15 protein-coding genes are annotated in these 18,097 nt (G+C 57.7%); 9 read left to right on the top strand and 6 right to left on the bottom strand.

The annotated features are described in order from the left end of the window. Nucleotides 1–51: 51 nt before the first annotated feature. From rpmE to JXO48_11450, 6 genes are all read right to left on the bottom strand, one after another. Nucleotides 52–282 (bottom strand): 50S ribosomal protein L31, encoded by a 231-nt coding sequence (rpmE, locus tag JXO48_11475; GenBank protein MBN2284500.1) that lies wholly within the window; start codon nucleotides 280–282, stop codon nucleotides 52–54. Between the two features lie 156 nt (nucleotides 283–438). After that, nucleotides 439–1,686 carry a transcription termination factor Rho gene (gene rho / locus JXO48_11470; GenBank protein ID MBN2284499.1) on the bottom strand — a complete coding sequence of 416 codons (1,248 nt, stop codon included), beginning with the start codon at nucleotides 1,684–1,686 and terminating at the stop codon, nucleotides 439–441. Nucleotides 1,687–2,408: 722 nt separating this feature from the next. Continuing rightward, a complete protein-coding gene (pgeF, locus tag JXO48_11465; protein ID MBN2284498.1) occupies nucleotides 2,409–3,248 on the bottom strand; it encodes a peptidoglycan editing factor PgeF in 840 nt (279 codons plus the stop codon). Next, entirely contained in the window at nucleotides 3,245–4,225 is a 981-nt protein-coding gene (locus JXO48_11460; GenBank protein ID MBN2284497.1) for an RluA family pseudouridine synthase, read from the bottom strand. Before JXO48_11460 ends, pgeF begins: the two co-directional genes overlap by 4 nt. A gap of 48 nt (nucleotides 4,226–4,273) precedes the next feature. Next, complete coding sequence (locus JXO48_11455) at nucleotides 4,274–5,662, bottom strand: L-seryl-tRNA(Sec) selenium transferase (protein ID MBN2284496.1); 1,389 nt, start codon at nucleotides 5,660–5,662, stop codon at nucleotides 4,274–4,276. A gap of 68 nt (nucleotides 5,663–5,730) precedes the next feature. Then, nucleotides 5,731–6,972: a coproporphyrinogen III oxidase family protein gene (locus JXO48_11450; GenBank protein ID MBN2284495.1), complete on the bottom strand. Its 1,242-nt coding sequence runs from the start codon at nucleotides 6,970–6,972 to the stop codon at nucleotides 5,731–5,733. 174 nt (nucleotides 6,973–7,146) lie between these two features. Between JXO48_11450 and def the strand changes: the two genes are divergently transcribed. The 9 genes from def (at nucleotide 7,147) to JXO48_11405 (ending at nucleotide 17,979) form a co-directional block, all read left to right on the top strand. Continuing rightward, nucleotides 7,147–7,707 carry a peptide deformylase gene (gene def, locus JXO48_11445; protein ID MBN2284494.1) on the top strand — a complete coding sequence of 187 codons (561 nt, stop codon included), beginning with the start codon at nucleotides 7,147–7,149 and terminating at the stop codon, nucleotides 7,705–7,707. Between the two features lie 59 nt (nucleotides 7,708–7,766). Continuing rightward, nucleotides 7,767–8,969: an aminopeptidase gene (locus JXO48_11440; GenBank protein ID MBN2284493.1), complete on the top strand. Its 1,203-nt coding sequence runs from the start codon at nucleotides 7,767–7,769 to the stop codon at nucleotides 8,967–8,969. Between the two features lie 414 nt (nucleotides 8,970–9,383). After that, entirely contained in the window at nucleotides 9,384–11,285 is a 1,902-nt protein-coding gene (locus tag JXO48_11435) for a diguanylate cyclase (protein ID MBN2284492.1), read from the top strand. A gap of 477 nt (nucleotides 11,286–11,762) precedes the next feature. Further along, nucleotides 11,763–12,728, top strand: a complete 966-nt coding sequence (locus tag JXO48_11430; GenBank protein ID MBN2284491.1) for a phosphate butyryltransferase — start codon at nucleotides 11,763–11,765, stop codon at nucleotides 12,726–12,728. Next, the gene (locus JXO48_11425; GenBank protein MBN2284490.1) at nucleotides 12,725–13,624 is read left to right on the top strand and encodes a phosphate butyryltransferase; all 900 of its coding nucleotides are present in this window, start codon (nucleotides 12,725–12,727) and stop codon (nucleotides 13,622–13,624) included. Before JXO48_11430 ends, JXO48_11425 begins: the two co-directional genes overlap by 4 nt. Next, nucleotides 13,617–14,693: a butyrate kinase gene (gene buk / locus JXO48_11420; protein ID MBN2284489.1), complete on the top strand. Its 1,077-nt coding sequence runs from the start codon at nucleotides 13,617–13,619 to the stop codon at nucleotides 14,691–14,693. The genes JXO48_11425 and buk overlap by 8 nt, the downstream gene beginning before the upstream one ends. An 84-nt stretch (nucleotides 14,694–14,777) precedes the next feature. Then, the gene (locus tag JXO48_11415; GenBank protein MBN2284488.1) at nucleotides 14,778–15,896 is read left to right on the top strand and encodes a saccharopine dehydrogenase NADP-binding domain-containing protein; all 1,119 of its coding nucleotides are present in this window, start codon (nucleotides 14,778–14,780) and stop codon (nucleotides 15,894–15,896) included. A gap of 51 nt (nucleotides 15,897–15,947) precedes the next feature. Beyond that, nucleotides 15,948–16,421: a hotdog fold thioesterase gene (locus JXO48_11410; GenBank protein ID MBN2284487.1), complete on the top strand. Its 474-nt coding sequence runs from the start codon at nucleotides 15,948–15,950 to the stop codon at nucleotides 16,419–16,421. Nucleotides 16,422–16,572: 151 nt separating this feature from the next. Next, nucleotides 16,573–17,979 carry a CoA-binding protein gene (locus JXO48_11405; protein ID MBN2284486.1) on the top strand — a complete coding sequence of 469 codons (1,407 nt, stop codon included), beginning with the start codon at nucleotides 16,573–16,575 and terminating at the stop codon, nucleotides 17,977–17,979. Nucleotides 17,980–18,097 lie beyond the last annotated feature (118 nt).

Genomic DNA, 18,097 nt, shown 5'->3' with positions numbered 1-18,097 from the left:
ACGGCGGTCCTTGTCCTTTGACGGGACATGAATCCGTTGAAACGGTGATCGCTATGAAGATTTTTTTGCCTTTTTCCCCTGTTCCCGGTCCGCGTATTTCCTGCGGAACTTTTCAACCCGGCCCGCCGTATCAACGATCTTCTGCTTCCCCGTGATGAAGGGATGGCATTTTGAACAGATTTCCACCTTGATGTCCTGTTTCGTCGACCGGGTTTCAATAACATTTCCGCAGACACAGGTTATGGTTGTTTCTTTATATTCGGGATGAATATCCTTTTTCATCGTGCCTTCGTTCCTCCTCAATTATTGAAAGGGCGCTATTATAGTCATCTGAATTGAAATTTCAAGGAAAAACTGTCGTCTTGCCGGGCTTTTTCCTCCGCCGCGGGGAGAACGACCACGCACCGCCCGGCACCTCCCGGGATCGGCCGTCCCTTCCTACTGATTCATCGAATCGAGAAAATCCTGGTTCGTTTCGGTCTTTTTTATCTTGTCGATGATGAATTCCATGGCGTCTATGGGGGTCATCTCCTGCAGCAGCCTTCTCAGTATCCAGATCCTGTTGAGATTGTCCTTGGGTATGATGAGCTCCTCTTTCCTGGTTCCCGACCGTATCAGGTCGAAAGCCGGGAATATGCGGCGGTCGGCGATCCGGCGGTCGAGATGGAGTTCCATGTTTCCCGTTCCCTTGAATTCCTCGAAGATAACTTCATCCATCCTGCTCCCCGTGTCGATCAGGGCCGTTGATATGATCGTCAGGCTTCCCCCTTTTTCAATGTTCCGGGCAGCCCCGAAGAACCGTTTCGGCTTGTGGAGGGCGTTCGAATCGACACCGCCGGAAAGGACCTTGCCGCTCGGCGGGACCACCGTGTTGTACGCCCGCGCCAGCCGGGTGATGCTGTCAAGCAGGATAACGACGTCCTTGTTATGCTCAACCAGCCGTTTGGCCTTTTCAAGCACCATTTCAGTAACCTGGACATGGCGCGATGCCGTCTCGTCAAAGGTCGAGGACACGACCTCGCCGTCAACGCTCCGCTCCATGTCGGTGACCTCTTCCGGCCGTTCATCGATGAGCAGGACCATAAGGATGACTTCCGGATGATTCACTGAAATACTGTTCGCGATATCCTTCAGAAGGACCGTCTTCCCCGCCCGGGGAGGCGACACGATAAGACCCCGCTGCCCCTTGCCGATAGGGGTGAACAGATCCATGACCCGGGTCGAGTAATTCTCAGGGTCCAGCTCAAGGTTTATTTTTTCGTCGGGATACAGCGGGGTGAGGTTGTCGAAGAGGATCTTGTCCCTCACCACTTCGGGCGATTCAAAGTTGATGGAGTCCACCTTGAGCAGGGCGAAATACTTCTCACCGTTTTTCGGCGGTCTGACCTCGCCCGATATGGTGTCGCCCGTCCTGAGACCGAACCTGCGTATCTGCGATGGCGACACATAGATGTCATCGGGACCGGGCAGATAATTGTAGTCCACTGAACGGAGAAAACCGAACCCGTCCGGCAGCGTTTCCAGGACCCCCTCACCCGTTATGACCTCGTTCTGTTCAGATTGGTACTGCAGGATCGCAAAAATGAGATCCTGCCTTCGCATCTCGCTCGCACCTGGCAGATTGAGCTGTTTTGCAAGCTCGTTCAGCTCGCTGATGGATAATTTTTTCACCTCTGCAATATTCATAACCGTTCCTCTGGCTGATTATTTTCCGTGACCGGGACCATCAGGGCGCACTTCTCCTGCATGCACCGTCGTGCACTTCGGCAGACCGCATCCCGTCCGGGGGACTGAAGAATTTTTCACTGGACACCACGACTCTGTCTGATCTTTATGAAATATCCGGAAATACCGATTTGAGACTTATTCAAGACTCCCTATCGCAACAGTTTCTCTAAAACAGGATACCCCGCTTGTTCGACATGATCTCACGCGTGATCCGGGATCGTGAACACATAATGTTACAGGCTTCGGAATTGTCAAATTATCAGGAGTACCAGCAATGCTTTTTCCAATGTTCCTTATGTGACTCGGCAGCTAAGTTGAACCTTTGATATACGAGGATAAGGAAGGAATCTGGCTCACAGATTTCCCGAGTTTCTCACTTCACATCGCCTCCGGGACCGCTTTCAGGACCCGGGGCACTTCTCATTGACGCGAATCACCGGGAAACTTAGGGAATCACATTTATCTCAATCACCGACACCTGTCAAGATAATTTTTACCCTCTTTCCGGCCGATTATTCCGTTACTTCCGATGTCATCGTCAAAAAACCGCAATCCGCTCATGAATACGGTGGATTCGACCTTATGTCCGCAGGTCCGGCACGTGCATCCCGGGGCATGGGGCATACACACACATGCACGGCGATGATGAAGGATAAAACGGGGCTCGGCGCATACATTTCTTACGACCCTGTCATCATTATGAAACTCAATTGCCGCCCCGTCCCACCCGGTTCCCCTCGATGAGAGAAGAACATATCAGTCCGGCACGCCGTGCAGACGCGCGCGACGGCAATGCGCTCGGGATCAACGCCGGATGCCGTGAGCTGCCGCCGGTTCACCTCGACAAGGTCCATCATCCATCTGCCCCGCCCGGTAACGGGACGGAACAGGAGCTCGTCACGACCATCGTCACCCATGGCGTCACGGACCCGCTCATCCACTTCATAACAGCAGGGCCCGATGGCGGGACCGATGGCGACCAGAAGTTCGGAGGGCTTGACAGAAAAGGTTTCACGCAGCATGCGGACGGCCTTTCCCGAGATATTCAGGGATGTCCCCCGCCACCCCCCGTGAACGGCGCCGATCACCCGCCGGGCCCTGTCTGCAAGAAGGATCGGCACACAGTCAGCCGTTTTTATGCCGATGGCCAGTCCCGCACGGGTCGTGATTATCCCGTCTCCCGCAGCAATCTCCGGCGTATCAGGGTCATCCGTGACGACCATGATCTCCTGACCGTGCACCTGGTGAAGCGTGACGAACCGGTCCCGCCGGACACGAAAGGCGGCGGCCAGCATGGACCAGTTTTTCTCGACGACCCGCCCGTCGTCTCCCTCGGCGGCGCTTACGTTCAGATCGGCGAAGGCGCCCGCGCCGGCACCTCCCCACCGGGTGCAGAAGGCGTGCGTGACGCCGTCACAGGCATTGAGCAACGATGCCTGGAGGAACCACACACCGCCGGACCGCCTCAGAACGAATCCCTCCGGCGGGGAATATTCGAAAGCGCGCGTTTTCACGGTCATACCACGGAAGTCCTGTATGCGTTCAGTTCCCGTAACAGGCGGGCCATATCATCGGGCAGGGGGGCCTGGAATTCAAGATAGCGGCCGTCGACGGGGTGCGTAAGACCGAGCAGACGGGCATGGAGCGCCTGGCGCCCGATGCCCCCGAGAACCGCCCTGACCCTTCCATCCCTGAGAGATTCCGTCTGTTTTCTCGAATTGCCGTACCTGTCGTCACCCACGACGGAATGACCCATGGCGTGCATATGGACCCTGATCTGGTGCGTCCTTCCCGTTTCGATACGAACATCAAGAAGGGTGACCGGCCCGAACCGCTCGACCACGGTCCACCGGCTCAACGCTTCCTTCCCGCCGGCCCTCCCGGCGGACATCTTTTTTCTGTCCCCGGGATGCCGCCCCACGGCAAGATCGACGACTCCCGAATCCCGGCGCACGTTTCCATGGACGAATGCCGCGTATATCTTTGTAATTTCATGTTTTTTGAACTGTTCCGCCAGGCCAAGGTGGGCATCATCGTTCTTTGCCGCCACGATAAGGCCCGAGGTGTTCTTGTCGAGGCGATGCACGATACCGGGACGTTGAACCCCGCCGACACCCGAAAGGTCCCGGCAATGATGAAGAAGCGCGTTCACCAGCGTGCCCCGGTAATTCCCGGCGGCGGGGTGGACCACCATACCGGCCGGTTTGTTCACAACGATCAGATGTTCATCCTCGAAAACGACATCGAGAGCGATGTCCTCGGGCTCCGCCCGCGCCGGAAGGGGAGGTTCCTTCTCCACTTCCACGGCATCATGTTCCCTGACACGGTACGCGGCCTTCACCACCGTGCCGTTGACCCGCACCCCTCCACGCTCGATAGCCCGCTTGATCTGCGATCGGGTCGGGAAGACACCCTGCCGGGCGAGGAACACATCGACCCGTTCGCCGCCGGACGCACCGGAAACGCCGAACGTGAATCGTTCCCTCTCTTCGGTCATCGGAAAGCTCCTGCCGGAACGGCCGTTCCGAAGTGAACGGGCGGCGTTCTACCGCTTTCTCCCCGCGATGGAACCAAGGCCCGTTTCAATGAAGGGAAATTCTTCCTCCTCGATGGTCCGCAGGTCGAGGAGGATCTCATCCTCATGGATCCTGGCGATTATGGGAACGTCCAGGGCCCGGAATCGTTTTTCCATGCCGCTCGCGGAAAGGGATTTCGATGTAACGGCTATCAGGGCCGTGGGGATCTCCTGGGTCGGCAGTGAGCCGCCCCCCGCCAGGGATTTCCCCTCTTTCAGGGTAAAGGTGAAATCCTTCATTGATAGGGATCGCAGCCTGTCAAGCAGCTTCCTGGCACGTTCGCGGACGGCAGTGAGCGGTTCGGTCAGCGACCGAAGCACCCTCAGCCGTTCATAGCCGCCTCGCTCATCAAGATATGCCTTCACGGTACCTTCCAGGGCGGCAAGGGTCAGCTTATCGATACGAAGGGCCCTGTTGAGGGGGTTCTTCTTGACCGCCCCGATGATATCCCGTTTCCCCAGGATGACGCCCGCCTGCGGACCGCCGAGCAACTTGTCCCCGCTGAAGGTGACCACGTCGACACCGGATTGCAGGGCCGCCTGGACGGTCGGCTCCCGCTCAAAACCGAATTGCTCGAGCTCCACGAAACAGCCGCTTCCCAGATCGTTCATGACGGGGACCCCGTGCCGGAAACCAAGCTCGACAAGGCTCTTAAGGCCGATCTCTTCAGTGAATCCCACGGTCCTGAAATTACTGGTATGGACTTTCAAAATGACGCCCGTCCGCTCCTGTATGGCATGCTCGTAATCCGACAGGTGAGTCCTGTTGGTGGTTCCCACTTCGCGCAGGATCGCCCCGCTTTTCTCCATGACCTCGGGGATCCGGAATTCGCCGCCGATCTCTATCAGTTCCCCCCGGGAAACGATCGCCTCCCTGCCCTGTGACAGGGTGTTGAGCACCAGGAGAACGGCGGCAGCGTTGTTATTCACGATAAGGGCATCCTCGGCCCCGGTGAGGGCGCAGAGGATATCCGTCACATGATCGTATCGGATCCCCCGCTTTCCCGCGGCAAGATCGAATTCGAGATTCGAATATCCCCGGCTTACCTCGATGATCCGCTCGATCGCTTCTTCGCAGAGCGGGGCCCGTCCAAGGTTGGTGTGAAGCACGATGCCCGTGGCGTTCACGAGACGGCGAAGGCTGAAGCTCCGGTATGACGTAAGCTTCTTTTTTACCTCTTCCGCAACGTCAACGGCGCTCTTTTCCGCTACGACCCCGCCGAGAATGGCTTTTCTCACATCCCCCACGGCCCGGCGGCATGCGTCAACAAGCATATGCCGGGGAAAACCCTTCCAGGCTTCCTCTCCTTCAAGAACGAGCAGGACCTCGTCGATCTTGGGAATCCGCCTCAAGGCCATTTTTGTCTTTTCTTCCATGATCATCCCCGCCGCGCCGGACCCGGAAACATCCCGGCCGCACGGTTTCTTCAGGGCATCCTGTTCATGCAGAAATCCCTGAAATTATTCACCGCTGTAAAAAACTCGCGCATCATGATGACCCAGAAATAACGGCCACGCGCCGTACAATGCAACCGGCCGTCGTCGTATGAAAGCCCCCCCGCCAGGACAAAAGCGGCGATATCGCTCCAGAGCAGCCGGTACAGGGCGGTGCCGTACTTCTCTTTCAGCGATTGCAGATCCAGTTCCAACCCGAAGAGCTTCATGACAAAATCATAGCGGGCCCGGTCCCGCATTGAAAAGGACCGCGACGCCATGAGGGGGATCCGCCCTTTCTCCACCGTCTCGATATAGGCGGGAATGGAAAAGGTGTTGGCATAACATATGCCGTGCATGTACCCGATAGAACCGCTGCCGAGGCCGGCGTACTCATCGTAATCCACAATGTATTCATCAATCATGGCCTCTTCCCGCGAAAAGCACCATGCCGAAGCGAAGCGGTACCGTTCGCCCAGTCGCTCAGAGATACGGGAATAATACCGTCGCTCTCTCCCGTAATCAACACGGCCGAGGGTATGTTCGACACGCCTGCGTGTGGAATCGGACACCATCAGGGGATAATAGGTGATCTGTGCCGGCCCCGTTTTCAGAAGGACCGCAAGGTCTTTCTCGAGAATATCCGCCGTCTGGGACGGCATGTTGAACATCATGTCCACATTCAGGGTTTGAAACCGGCCCTCCATCTCTGCGAGGCGCCCGGCTATCTCGTCGCCTCCGCCGTAACGATCCCGGCCCATTACCCTGAGCAGCGTATCATCAAAACTCTGAACCCCCACGGACAGCCTCTGTATCCCGGCCCGTTGCAGGGCCGCGACATGACGGTCCGTCAGGTGATTGGGATTCGTTTCGACCGATATCTCCCTGATACTGAAGGTGTCGCGGGCCCGGAGCAGCAGTTTCTCCAGTTCATCGATCATCACCGTCGGCGTCCCGCCTCCCACGTAAAGGCCGCCGAAATCATAGCCCGCCTCTCGATAGAGACCCATCTCACGGCCAAGTGCCTCGAAGTATCGACGGCAGAGCGACTCGTCAAAAAGCACTCTGTTGAACGAGCAATAGGGGCAGAGAGCCTCACAGAAAGGGATATGAACATAGAGAAGGCGGTCGGGCTTTCCATCGCCGGGCGGCAGTGACGGTTCCCTGCCCTGATCGAACCTGATCGCCCGGGAAAATTCTTTTTTCGCTGCCGCCGATAGTATCGTTTCAATCAAAGATGCGCATCCTGAAAGTATGTGTGCATTCCCGCAACGGGGAAAGCCGGAGTGAAACGCTATCAGATATCGGGGAAACTATCAAGCTTCATGGCGATCGGTCCAAGGACATTGAAAAAGGCCTCTCGTAATGTTATAAATCGATGAAAAAAAGAGGACATCGGAAGATCGATCATGCCGGAGAACAAGACCTGGAAGCTGTGGGAAGACGAGAAGGTAAAGGAAAACGAGGCGCTCCTTCTTCGGAAACGGGCATCGGAACTGCCGATCCCGTTGGATAATGAAGCCAGAAAGGACGTAGAGACCCTCGTCAGCACGTTCCTGCGGCGCGACGACGCGGCAGGGCTTGCGGCACCGCAGATCGGGATCAGCAAACGCATCGTGGTCTTCAAGACCAAAAACATTCAGAGCGGTGAGCCGGTGAAGGATGACAGTGAGTACGAAGTACTGATAAACCCCCGCATCACCCAGGTCAGGGGTGATCGCGAAACGATGCGGGAAGGCTGCCTTTCCTGTCCCGATATCAGTGTCGAGGTACCCCGGTACCCGTCGATAAAGGTGAAAGCTTACGACCGGAACGGCAATAAGATCAACAAGCGTTATTCGGGATTCCTGGCCCGGGTGGTCCAGCACGAGGTGGACCACCTGGAAGGCAAATTGATCATCGACCGGGGAACGACCATTTATTACCCGCAGGAAAAGGAGCTTTTTTTCGAATCCCTTTTCAAGAAATGAAGAATGACGACTTTCACGTCATGGTCCCGGACGCTTACCGAAAGGGCATGGGTGTAACTATGGAAATCACCGGAACCCAGCTTGAAAGATACGCCGACGTGCTGCTCTGGGGGCTTGGAACGGCCCGGACGGAGAAATTCACGAAGGGTGATATCATCATGGTCCGCTACGACGCGCCGGCGGTCCCCCTGGCGGAAATACTTCAGCGGAAGATCCTTGAACGGGGAATGCATCCGGTCATGCGGGGTACACCCACCTGCGCCATGGAGCGGAATTTCTTCGAGAAAGCGAACAGCCGCCAGCTGGTGTTTCAGCCACCCGGAGAAAAGACACTTCTTGAGAACCTGAACGGAAGCATATACCTCCATGCGCCGGAAAGCCTCACCCACCTGAGGCATATCGATCCGAAGAAGATCGGAACGGCCCTGGTGGCGCGCAAGGCCCTGCGGAAAATTCTCGAAAAACGTGAGGAACAGGGGCGGTTCGGCTGGACGCTGTGCACCTTTCCCACACCGGAACTGGCAAGGCAGGCACGAATGACATTATCGAGCTACGCCCGTCAGATCATCAGGGCCTGTTACCTCGACCGGAAAAACCCCGTAGCGGAATGGAAGGCGATCCACTGGAAGGCGTCGGAGATCAAGGACCGGCTCAACAGCCTTGACGTAAAGGAACTGCACGTCCGGTCCGCATCCATGGACCTTCGAATAACCCCGGGACGGAAGAGGAAGTGGATCGGCATCTCGGGACACAACATTCCCAGCTTTGAGCTCTTCATGTCCCCGGACTGGCGGGGGACTGAAGGTGTCTATCGTGCCAACCAGCCGTCCTTCAGGAGCGGGAATTATGTTGAAGATGTTCTCCTGACCTTTCGCGGAGGAACGGTAACAGCGGTCCAGGCGCGGACCGGCAGGGAATTCATTCAAAAACAGCTCGCCATCGACGCGGGGGCGAACAAGATCGGTGAATTTTCGCTGACCGACCGGCGTTTTTCCCGGATCAACCGGTTCATGGCAGACACGCTCTTCGATGAGAATTACGGAGGACGGCAGGGCAATTGCCACATAGCCCTGGGCTCTTCCTATTCCGACACGTACGATGGCGATCCGGCCCGGCTGACGGAGAAAAGAAAAAAGGACCTGGGTTTCAACGATTCCGCCCTCCACTGGGACCTGGTCAATACGGAACGGAAGACCGTCACGGCCCTCCTTCGGTCAGGGGAATCCCTTGTCATATATAAGGATGGTATGTTCCAGGTCTGACAAAGATGCACCGGACCGGATATGTCCCGCGGAGCCCGGCACACCCGGTAAATGGTCACATTCTTCATATTGACTTGTTTTCCCGTTTTGCTATACTGATTTCGACTCCAGTCGGCTTCAGCAGGGGATTTCATGTCATCCTGATTTGTTAAAACGGGGCGGGATCCGATTTTTCAACTCTCTCGCGAATTACTAACATGTCAGAGCACTCAGGTTTCGGGCGGCACTCCTGCAGGCCGCGACGGGAGATATGGTTTTTCTTTTCGCTGGCCTCGTAAAGCGGTCAGGGAAATACGAGCACCAACGCATGTCGGCGGTCACCATTGGGAACTCATGGTGAGGGAGTGGGAAGGCTGAGATCATCTTCTGTTCGAAATCATCGGTACCCGGAAATGCGCGGGGAAGGAGTTCGACATGGGTGACAAGAAAGCAGACAGCGGGAAGGAGCGGGTTTTTAAGATCGCCCGCGAACTGTCGGAGCGGAGAAAGCCTGGTTACGACCGACGGAAAAGTGAACAGATGTTCAAGATCATCCTGAGCGGATCACCGATACCCGCTTTCGTCATCGGAACGAATCACCGCGTCATATACTGGAACCGGGCCCTTGAGGAGCTGAGCGGCATCAAGGCGGAGGAAGTGATCGGCACCGACGGGTACTGGAAGGCCTTTTACAAGGAGGAACGTCCCTGCATGGCCGACCTCCTTGTCGATGACCGGATAGAGGAGATCGCCGGCTGGTATGAGGAAGGCTATGCAAAATCGCAGCTGATCGACGAGGCCTACGAAGCGACCGATTTCTTCCCGGCCCTCGGAGAGAAGGGGCGCTGGCTGCGGTTCACCGCCGCGATACTGCGGGATTCCGATGGGAAGATCGTCGGTGCCATCGAAACACTCGAGGACATTACGGATCGGAAGATCGCTGAAGCGGCGCAGAAGGAAAGTGAACAGAAACTGAACGCGATCCTCGAAGGATCGCCGATCCCGGCCTTCGTTATCGGCACGGATCATCGGATCATCTATTGGAACCGGGCGCTGGAGGAACTGAGCGGCATCAAGGCCCGGGATATGATAGGAACCAACAGGCAATGGATGGCTTTTTACGATAAGAACCGTCCCTGCATGGCGGACCTTCTCATCGATGGCCACGAGGAGGAAATTCTCACCTGGTACAGCGAAAAATATAAAAAATTGAAGTTTCTCGGCGAAGCCTATGAAGCGACGGATTTCTTCCCCGCCCTGGGAAAGCGGGGACGCTGGCTGCGGTTCACCGCTGCCCTTCTGAGGCTTTCCGAGGGGACACCCGTAGGCGCCATCGAAACCCTTGAAGACATCACCGAACAGAAATGCGCCGAAGGGGCGTTGATCGAGAGCGAACAGCTCCTGCGCGTTGTGATCGGGGGGTCTCCCATACCGACCTTCGTCATCGGCAACGATCATCGGCTCATATACTGGAACCAGGCCCTTGAGGAACTGAGCGGTATCAAGGCCGATGACGTGATCGGCACGAAAAAACACTGGATGGCATTTTACAACCAGGAGCGTCCCTGCATGGCGGATCTCCTCGTCGACGGCCGCCTTCACGAAGTTCCAGCCTGGTACAAGGATAATTACATGGAATCCCGCCTGATCCCTGATGCCTATGAGGCCACGGACTTCTTTCCCGCCCTGGGGAGCAACGGGAAATGGCTTCGGTTCACGGCCGCGACCCTGCGCTCTTCGACGGGGCTCATCATGGGGGCCGTTGAAACCCTTGAAGACATTACCGACAGGAAGCGGGCCGAGGAGGCCCTGATAGAGAGCGAACAGCGGTTCAAGCGGCTGAGCATCACCGACACCCTGACATCCCTCTTCAATTCCCGGCATTTTTATCACCAGTTGCGGTCGGAGATCGAGCGTGCCAACCGGTATAATCACCCCCTGTCCATGCTCCTGCTCGACATTGATAATTTTAAGGATTACAACGACACTTATGGCCACCTCGAGGGTGATTCCGTTCTGATCAGACTGGGGGAGGTCATCCTGCGATGCCTGCGGAAGACCGACTCTGCCTACCGATTCGGCGGCGAAGAATTCACGGCACTGCTGCCTGAAACAAAGGGCGAGGCGGCGGTCGTGCTGGCGGAACGTATCCGTCATGAGTTTGAACACGAGGATTTCACTCCCCGGGACGAAACGCCGGTTCACCGGACGGTGAGCATCGGCGTGGCCCAGTACCTGAAGGGAGAGGAATTGACAACCTTCCTCAAGAGGGTCGACGAAAACATGTATGTCGCCAAGCGGGAGGGGAAGAACCGGGTCCTTTTCAGGGAAGAATGACAGCTTTGAGGGCATGTTTTACCTGCATCTCTTTTTTGCCGGCCCGAAGCGTTTTTGATACATCTATGCGGCTTGCTCCGGGCGATCTCAAAACTCGCCTCCGGCTCAGACAGTTGAGATCGTCTATCCTCCGCTTCGCCGAGATGTATTGCAAAAACGCTTCAATGGCCGCTGCAAAAGGGATGCAGGCAAAAAGGGATCTACGTTTGGAAGACAGTCCTTTCAGACTTTAGAAGAATGACAACCGCGTAACAATTCCACACCCCATAGATCCTCGGACCACCACCATGATGTATTGCATTTGCGGTGGTTCTGTGATAGCCGGGTTTCTGGTGCGATATTCCCCGACATCCCGTTGCAGAAGGAGCGATAAGATACCGTGATCCCCGCCATCGGGGTCTCCCGGTGCGGCACGACCGCCTGCAGAGCGAGGAATGGCCGGGGGGAACAAAACGCCGCACATCGCCGGAAGATCTGATGAAGCGAAACAAGACCAACAGTCACGGAAACCCTCCGATCCGCTCCTTCGCCGACATAGACCGGCTGGCCGCCCGGAAAGGTCCAAAGCGGCTTGCCGTGCTTGCCCCCGATGATGAAGAATTCATGCGTGCCGTGAAAATCTCCCACGATCGAGGCTACATAGAACCGGTCCTCATCGGCAACCGGGAAAGGATCGAAGAAACGGCCCGGTCCGTCGGTTTCGATATGGCCGGCATTCAGGTGATATTCGAGGATGACCGCCAGAACATTGCAAACCGGGGAACGGCCATGCTCTTCGCCGGTGAAGTCGATATCGCCAGCAAGGGCCAGCTCCCCACGGTCTTTGTATACCGGTCGATCATCCGCGAGAAAGTGAAGGCGGGATGGGAAAAAACGATCTGTGTCATTTCACTTTGGGAAATTCCCGGCCTGAACCGGTTGATCGTTCTGACCGATACGGGGGTCAACATACAACCAGATCGCGCTGAAAAGGCCGCGATCATCAAGAATGCCGTGTCCTTTCTCAACATGTTCGGCTATCCACGGCCCCGTATCGCCGCCCTGTCGGGGAAACGGGAGATCGACGGCTCCAGTGCATCCTACCGTGACGCGACAGAGCTGCGCCTGCTGGCGCAGGCGGGTGAACTCGGTCCCTGCGAGTTCATGGAAGAAACATCCTTTTCCGAAATATTCTGTATCGGCCGGGAGACACCGCTCGTGAAGCCGGACGATATCGACGTGAACCGCATCCCCGACATCATCCTGATACCACACCTCGACACGGGGAACATCCTGGTAAAACTGGACTTTTTCCTTGATGTGACCAGGCGCTCCCTGGTATCGACGGCACGGGGACCCATCATCATACCGTCGCGCTCAGACCCCTGCGACCGCATCGTGGGCGAGCTCGCGCTGGGAGTAGCGGCGGCGGACCGAATTCACGAAAGCAGGGGGGAAGGATGATCGGCTTTTTCCGGGATATGGTCGCCGAGGCGCGCCGGCGCGGGCCGAAAGAACTTGTCTGCGTCACCGACGGGCGTGGAGACCTTCTTGATACCCTGAGCGAGGCGGCGTCACTGGGTCTGGTGTCGCCGGTTCTCATCAGCCCGCGGCAGACAGCTCAACCGGAGAAGCTTTCCGCCGGCGCTGGGGAATGGATACCCTGCACCTCCGAAGCCGAGGCCCTGGAAGCGGCCCTTGCCAGGGTCAAGAAGGAAAAAACAGCCGTTCTCATGCAGGGCTCCGCGGATCAGAAAACCTTCGTCGATACCCTTCTCGATCCCAAGCGCGGGCTGCTCATCCGCAAGAGGGCAAGTTACGTGTCTCTCTTTGAATCACGCAACAAAAATAAATTGTTCATGATAACGGATAGTTATATAAACAATTTCCCCACGCTGCGTGAAAAGCAGCACATTATCGAAAATTGCCTCGATGTGGCACGTGCCTTGGGTATCGAGGAACCCCGGATCGCTGCCCTGGCCGCGATAGAGCAGGTGAATCCCAACATCCCGTCCACGATGGATTCGGCCGTCCTGTCGAAAATGTCCGAGCGGGGACAGTTCGGCAGGGCCATCATAGACGGTCCCATCGATATCGACTGCGCCCTCACCGGGGACGCGGCGGCGAGGAAGGGGCTGAAAAGCCCCGTCACCGGCAGGGTGGATATCTACCTTGTGCCCGACATCGAATCGGGATATTCTCTGGTGCAGCTTCTCACCTTTATCGGGAAGATGGAGACCATCGGGGTCCTGGCGGGAACGACGGTACCGGTGATTCTCGACACGCCCCAGGTAATGAGGAAAAACAGGATCCCGGAGATCGCGCTCGCCGTGCTGCTCTGCGGAGAAAAGGATGACTGAAGACAGGCATTTTCTCATTCTTGTCATCAATGTCGGCTCCACCTCGACCAAGGCGGCACTGTACCGGGACATGACCCCGCTGGTGGAGGAAACGATGACCTGCGGTCCGGTGAAAGTCGATGAGGAAGCGGATCCGGTATCCCAGCGTCCGCTGAGGGAAAGGGAGCTCCGCCGTTTCATCGGGCGCAACGGGATCAATCTTCACGAGGTTGATATCATCATCAGCCGCGGCGGCCTGTTGCGGCCCTGTCCCTCCGGTTCTTACGAGATCACCCCGACCATGTGCGACGAGCTCCTGGGGGGCAGGTACGGAAAACATGTTTCGGCGCTGGGTCCCGCCATGGCCCTCTCACTTGCACGGGAACACGACCTGCGCGCCGTCATCATCGACCCCCCCAGCACCGACGAATTTCAGCCTGAAGCGAGAATATCGGGCGACCCGTTGATCGAGAGGCAGAGCGCCTTTCACGCTCTCAACCAGAAGGCCGCGGCCCGGCGTGCGGCCCGCCTCATGAACACCGCCTACGAATCGGTCAATCTCATCGTCGCGCACATGGGCGGCGGTATTACCGTCGGGGCACACCGTCGGGGGCAGGTCGTGGACAGCACCCACGGCCTTAGCGAAGGTCCCTTCACGCCGGAACGGACCGGAAGCCTGCCGACGTTTGACCTGCTCGGCCTTCTGTCCATGGGGCGGTCCGTCGAAGAGGTTCAGAAAAGACTGGTGGGGGGAGGTGGACTCATCGCCTACCTCGGCACCAACCGCGCCGAGGAAGTGGAAAGAATGATCGAAGAGGGAAACGATCGGGCACGTCTGATCTATCGGGCGATGGCCTATCAGATAGCGAAGGACATCGGCGCCATGAGCACCGTTCTCGAAGGCTCTGTGGACGCCATCGTACTGACCGGGGGGTTGGCCAGGTCCCGGATGCTTGCTGGATGGATCGAGGAAAAAACGGGGTTCATCGCCCCCCATGTCGTCCTCCCCGGTGAAGATGAGATGGATGCCATGGCGGAAGGAGCGCTCAGGGTCCTGCGGGGAGAAGAAACGGTCATCCCATGGGACTAACCCGCCGCGGAGGGGAGCAGGGATCCCGGAAGCGAACCGCGGGAAGGACCGGGACCCCCCATCGCACAAAAGGAAGGAGGGACTATGCGTATCGTTGTTCTGGGCGGAGCCGGAGACATGGGGAGCCGAGCCGTAGAGGAACTGGCCCGGACGGAGGGCATCGATCACGTTACCATTGCAGATAGAAATCTCGACGCGGCTCACGAGATAGCCAGGAAGCTCAGGGAACGGAAATCATCGGTCGATGTCGCTTTCATAGACGCCGATGACCACGGAAGCCTTGTGTCGGCAATGGAGAACTGCGACATCGCCGCTTCGGCGCTGGGTCCCTTTTACCGTTTCGAAGCGAAGCTGGTTCGGGCCGCTCTCGACGCCGGCGCGCATTACACGAGCATAAACGACGACTGGCTCGCCGCGGAAGAAGTATTGAACCGCTTCTCCACAGCGGCCCGTGAAAAAGGCATCACGGTCATCACCGGTCTCGGCACCAGTCCGGGGATCTCAAACGTGGGTGTCCGCTATTTCGCCGAGAGGCTGGACCGCCTGAAAAAGGTGGAGATCGCCGTGTACCTTCCCCTGAACGGCGGCGGCGGTGAAGCCGTCATCGGCCATACCGTTTTTATCACCAGCGGCCGTATCGCCCTCTGGCGGGAAGGGAGGCGACAGATGGTGCCCGCCTGCAGTGAAGAGCGGCTCCTCGCCTTTCCCAGGTTCGGCATGCAGAAAGTATGGAACATGGGGCACGGCGAGCCGGTAACGGTGCCCCGGTTCATGGAAGGCGTGGAAGAGGTCAATTTCTTCATGGGTTTCGGCAAGGGCTCGGGGTGGGTTATCACACCGGCGAGACTGGGGCTCTTCAACAGCGAACCCCGGAGGCGGTTCTTCACCCGTCTGCTTCACAGATTCAGTCACATCGGCCCGGACCGGGAACCCGACTGGGGTGCCGTTCGAATCGATGTATGGGGGACCAAGGACGGTGAGGATGTCAAAAGGCAGGCATTCGGGATCGGCCAGATGCGGGAAGCAACCGGCCTGTCCCTCGCGGTCGGCACGATCATGCTGGCCCGCGGGGAACTCCTGACCGGCACGGGGGGCGTCTTTGCACCCGAGGCATGTCTTGAGCCGGTAACATTCCTTACCTATATGAAGGATCGGGGCATCCCCTCGTACTTCGACCTTGAAATGAAGCAGCCCGTCGTGTGATCCGTGCACCGCGGGTAAACAACTGTGTGTCCCCTCATGCGTGCACCGGGCATGGGTGGGGAACTCCGTCGGAACGGGGGAGGAAACAAGGTGGATGGAAGAAAAACGGTTTCTTCGGAAGACCTGAAACAGTATTTTTCAAAGGACCTCTTCGCGCAGCATGTGGGCATAGAGCTTGTCGACGCCGGTGACGGCCGGGCCCGGGCGAAACTCTCCGTCGCGGACCACCACCTCAACGGTGTCCGGGGGATTCACGGCGGTGCCATTTTCACCCTGGCCGACCTCGCCTTCGCGGCGGCGGCGAATTCACGGGGCCGTGTCGCCGTGGCGATCAGCTGTTCCATACAATTCATCAATGCCGCGGCAGGAACCGTCATATACGCCGACGCCCGTGAAATATCGCGAAACAAGCGTCTTGCTTCCTATACGGTAACCGTAACGGACGAGTCGGGAACCATTATTTCCCTATTCCAGGGAATGGCCTACAGAAAAAAGGACCCTCTCGAGCACCTCGGGGATGCCTGAGCCGTGGATGAAGTGCGAAAATGTATGATTGACGGTAATAAACACATGATACACTCATGAAAAGGACCGGCAGGCCGCCGTGTCCCGCTGTTTCCGGACAGATTTCGTTCTACGATAGAAAAACCGGGTATCGACCGGAGGGAGGAATATCATGCCACTCACGCATTCAGAGAAACTTATCAAGGAACTCGACGACATTTTCAACCCGGCCTCGATCGCCATTGTCGGACTCCCCAAAGGAATGAAAGCGGGCAAACTCTTCCTCATCGCCCTGCTCGACCAGAAATATCCGGGCGTAATATACCCCGTCCACCCCGATGCGAAAGAGATAGACGGATTCCCCGCGTACCCCACCGTGTCGGACATTCCCGGTCCCGTTGATCTCGCCATTATTCTTGTATCCCAGGAACATACCCTGGATGCCGTCAGGGAATGCGCGGCGAAGGGAGTGAAGGGGGCCGTGCTTTTCACCGCCGGGTACAAGGAAACGGGAACGGACGAAGGACGGCACCGTGAAGAAGAACTGGTCAGGGTCGCCCGCTCCTCGGGGATGCGCCTGATCGGCCCGAACTGTATGGGACTGTATTCACCGAGATCGGGGCTTGCCTTCTTTCCTGACGTACCGACCCGGCAGGGACCCATCGGGCTCATCTCACACAGCGGCTCACTGGCGAACATCATCTGCCACATGGCACCGGAAAAGGGATTATATTTCAGCAAGGCCGTCAGTCTGGGTAATGAATGCGACCTGACCGCCACGGACTTTCTCCGGTATCTGGGAAAAGACAGCGATACAAAGGTCATCGGCACTTACCTGGAAGGGATAAAAAATGCGCCGGCCTTTCTTGAGGCGCTGAGGGAGACATCACCGGTCAAGCCGGTGATCCTGTGGAAGGTGGGGCTCACGAAAGAGGGGAGCCGCGCGGCCGCCTCGCACACGGGGGCGCTGGCACTTTCACGGACCATCTGGGAAAACGCCCTCCGCCAGGGAGGGGGTGTGCCGGTCTCCGGTTTTGAAGCCTGGATGGACGCGCTTATCGGCTTCTCAATGCTTCCTGATGGCCTCGGTGACCGGATGGCCATCATTTCCGGACCGGGCGGCCTCGCCGTTTCGGCGGCTGAGGCCTGCGGCACCATGGGACTGAGACTCGCCGATCTGTCACCGGAAACCGCGAAGAAACTGGCCCGCTTCGTTCCGCCCACGGGAACGAGCCTCAGGAACCCCATCGACGTTGGATTGACGGCGTCACTGCAGATGGACATCTACATCGAATCGGCCCGGGTCGCCGCAGCCGACCCCGGCGTGGATGCCGTCGCCGTGTCCGGGATCGGCTTCGACGCCGAAACGAACCGGATCTATTCGGAAGCCATGATAGACATACGCAACAGATCGGGGAAAGCGTTCCTCATCATCAATATACCCGGTCTCGATCCCGACACGCCCCGGCGGTTCTTTGACGCCGGTGTTCCCTTCTTCGATTCGGCCGAGCGGGCGATGAGAACCTACGCACAGGTTCTTCAGTACCAGCGGTGGCGCCAGGCCCACTCCAGCCGCTGACGGGAGAAAAGTCTTTACATCTCATGCCTGATTTACTATTCTCTCCACCGTCCCGGGGAACCTGCGGTGAGGAATATCCCCAGGTGACAGGGGCCGTCCCCCGATCCCGGGTCCGTCC

It is taken from the genome of Deltaproteobacteria bacterium (genome assembly GCA_016933965.1).
Taxonomy (GTDB): Bacteria; Desulfobacterota; Syntrophia; order Syntrophales; family UBA2210; genus JAFGTS01.
Note: the sequence above shows the minus strand (reverse complement) of the source record. Positions and strands in the feature narration are given on the sequence as shown.

What these genes read in the sequence shown, in the direction of transcription:
- JXO48_11460 (MBN2284497.1), bottom strand. Translation starts at nt 4,225, where the DNA reads ATGACCGAAGAGAGGGAACGATTCACGTTCGGCGTTTCCGGTGCGTCC.
- JXO48_11425 (MBN2284490.1), top strand. Translation starts at nt 12,725, where the DNA reads ATGATCGGCTTTTTCCGGGATATGGTCGCCGAGGCGCGCCGGCGCGGG.
- buk (MBN2284489.1), top strand. Translation starts at nt 13,617, where the DNA reads ATGACTGAAGACAGGCATTTTCTCATTCTTGTCATCAATGTCGGCTCC.
- JXO48_11435 (MBN2284492.1), top strand. Translation starts at nt 9,384, where the DNA reads ATGGGTGACAAGAAAGCAGACAGCGGGAAGGAGCGGGTTTTTAAGATC.
- JXO48_11405 (MBN2284486.1), top strand. Translation starts at nt 16,573, where the DNA reads ATGCCACTCACGCATTCAGAGAAACTTATCAAGGAACTCGACGACATT.
- rho (MBN2284499.1), bottom strand. Translation starts at nt 1,686, where the DNA reads ATGAATATTGCAGAGGTGAAAAAATTATCCATCAGCGAGCTGAACGAG.
- JXO48_11440 (MBN2284493.1), top strand. Translation starts at nt 7,767, where the DNA reads ATGGAAATCACCGGAACCCAGCTTGAAAGATACGCCGACGTGCTGCTC.
- JXO48_11415 (MBN2284488.1), top strand. Translation starts at nt 14,778, where the DNA reads ATGCGTATCGTTGTTCTGGGCGGAGCCGGAGACATGGGGAGCCGAGCC.
- def (MBN2284494.1), top strand. Translation starts at nt 7,147, where the DNA reads ATGCCGGAGAACAAGACCTGGAAGCTGTGGGAAGACGAGAAGGTAAAG.
- JXO48_11430 (MBN2284491.1), top strand. Translation starts at nt 11,763, where the DNA reads ATGAAGCGAAACAAGACCAACAGTCACGGAAACCCTCCGATCCGCTCC.
- JXO48_11410 (MBN2284487.1), top strand. Translation starts at nt 15,948, where the DNA reads ATGGGTGGGGAACTCCGTCGGAACGGGGGAGGAAACAAGGTGGATGGA.
- pgeF (MBN2284498.1), bottom strand. Translation starts at nt 3,248, where the DNA reads ATGACCGTGAAAACGCGCGCTTTCGAATATTCCCCGCCGGAGGGATTC.
- JXO48_11455 (MBN2284496.1), bottom strand. Translation starts at nt 5,662, where the DNA reads ATGGCCTTGAGGCGGATTCCCAAGATCGACGAGGTCCTGCTCGTTCTT.
- rpmE (MBN2284500.1), bottom strand. Translation starts at nt 282, where the DNA reads ATGAAAAAGGATATTCATCCCGAATATAAAGAAACAACCATAACCTGT.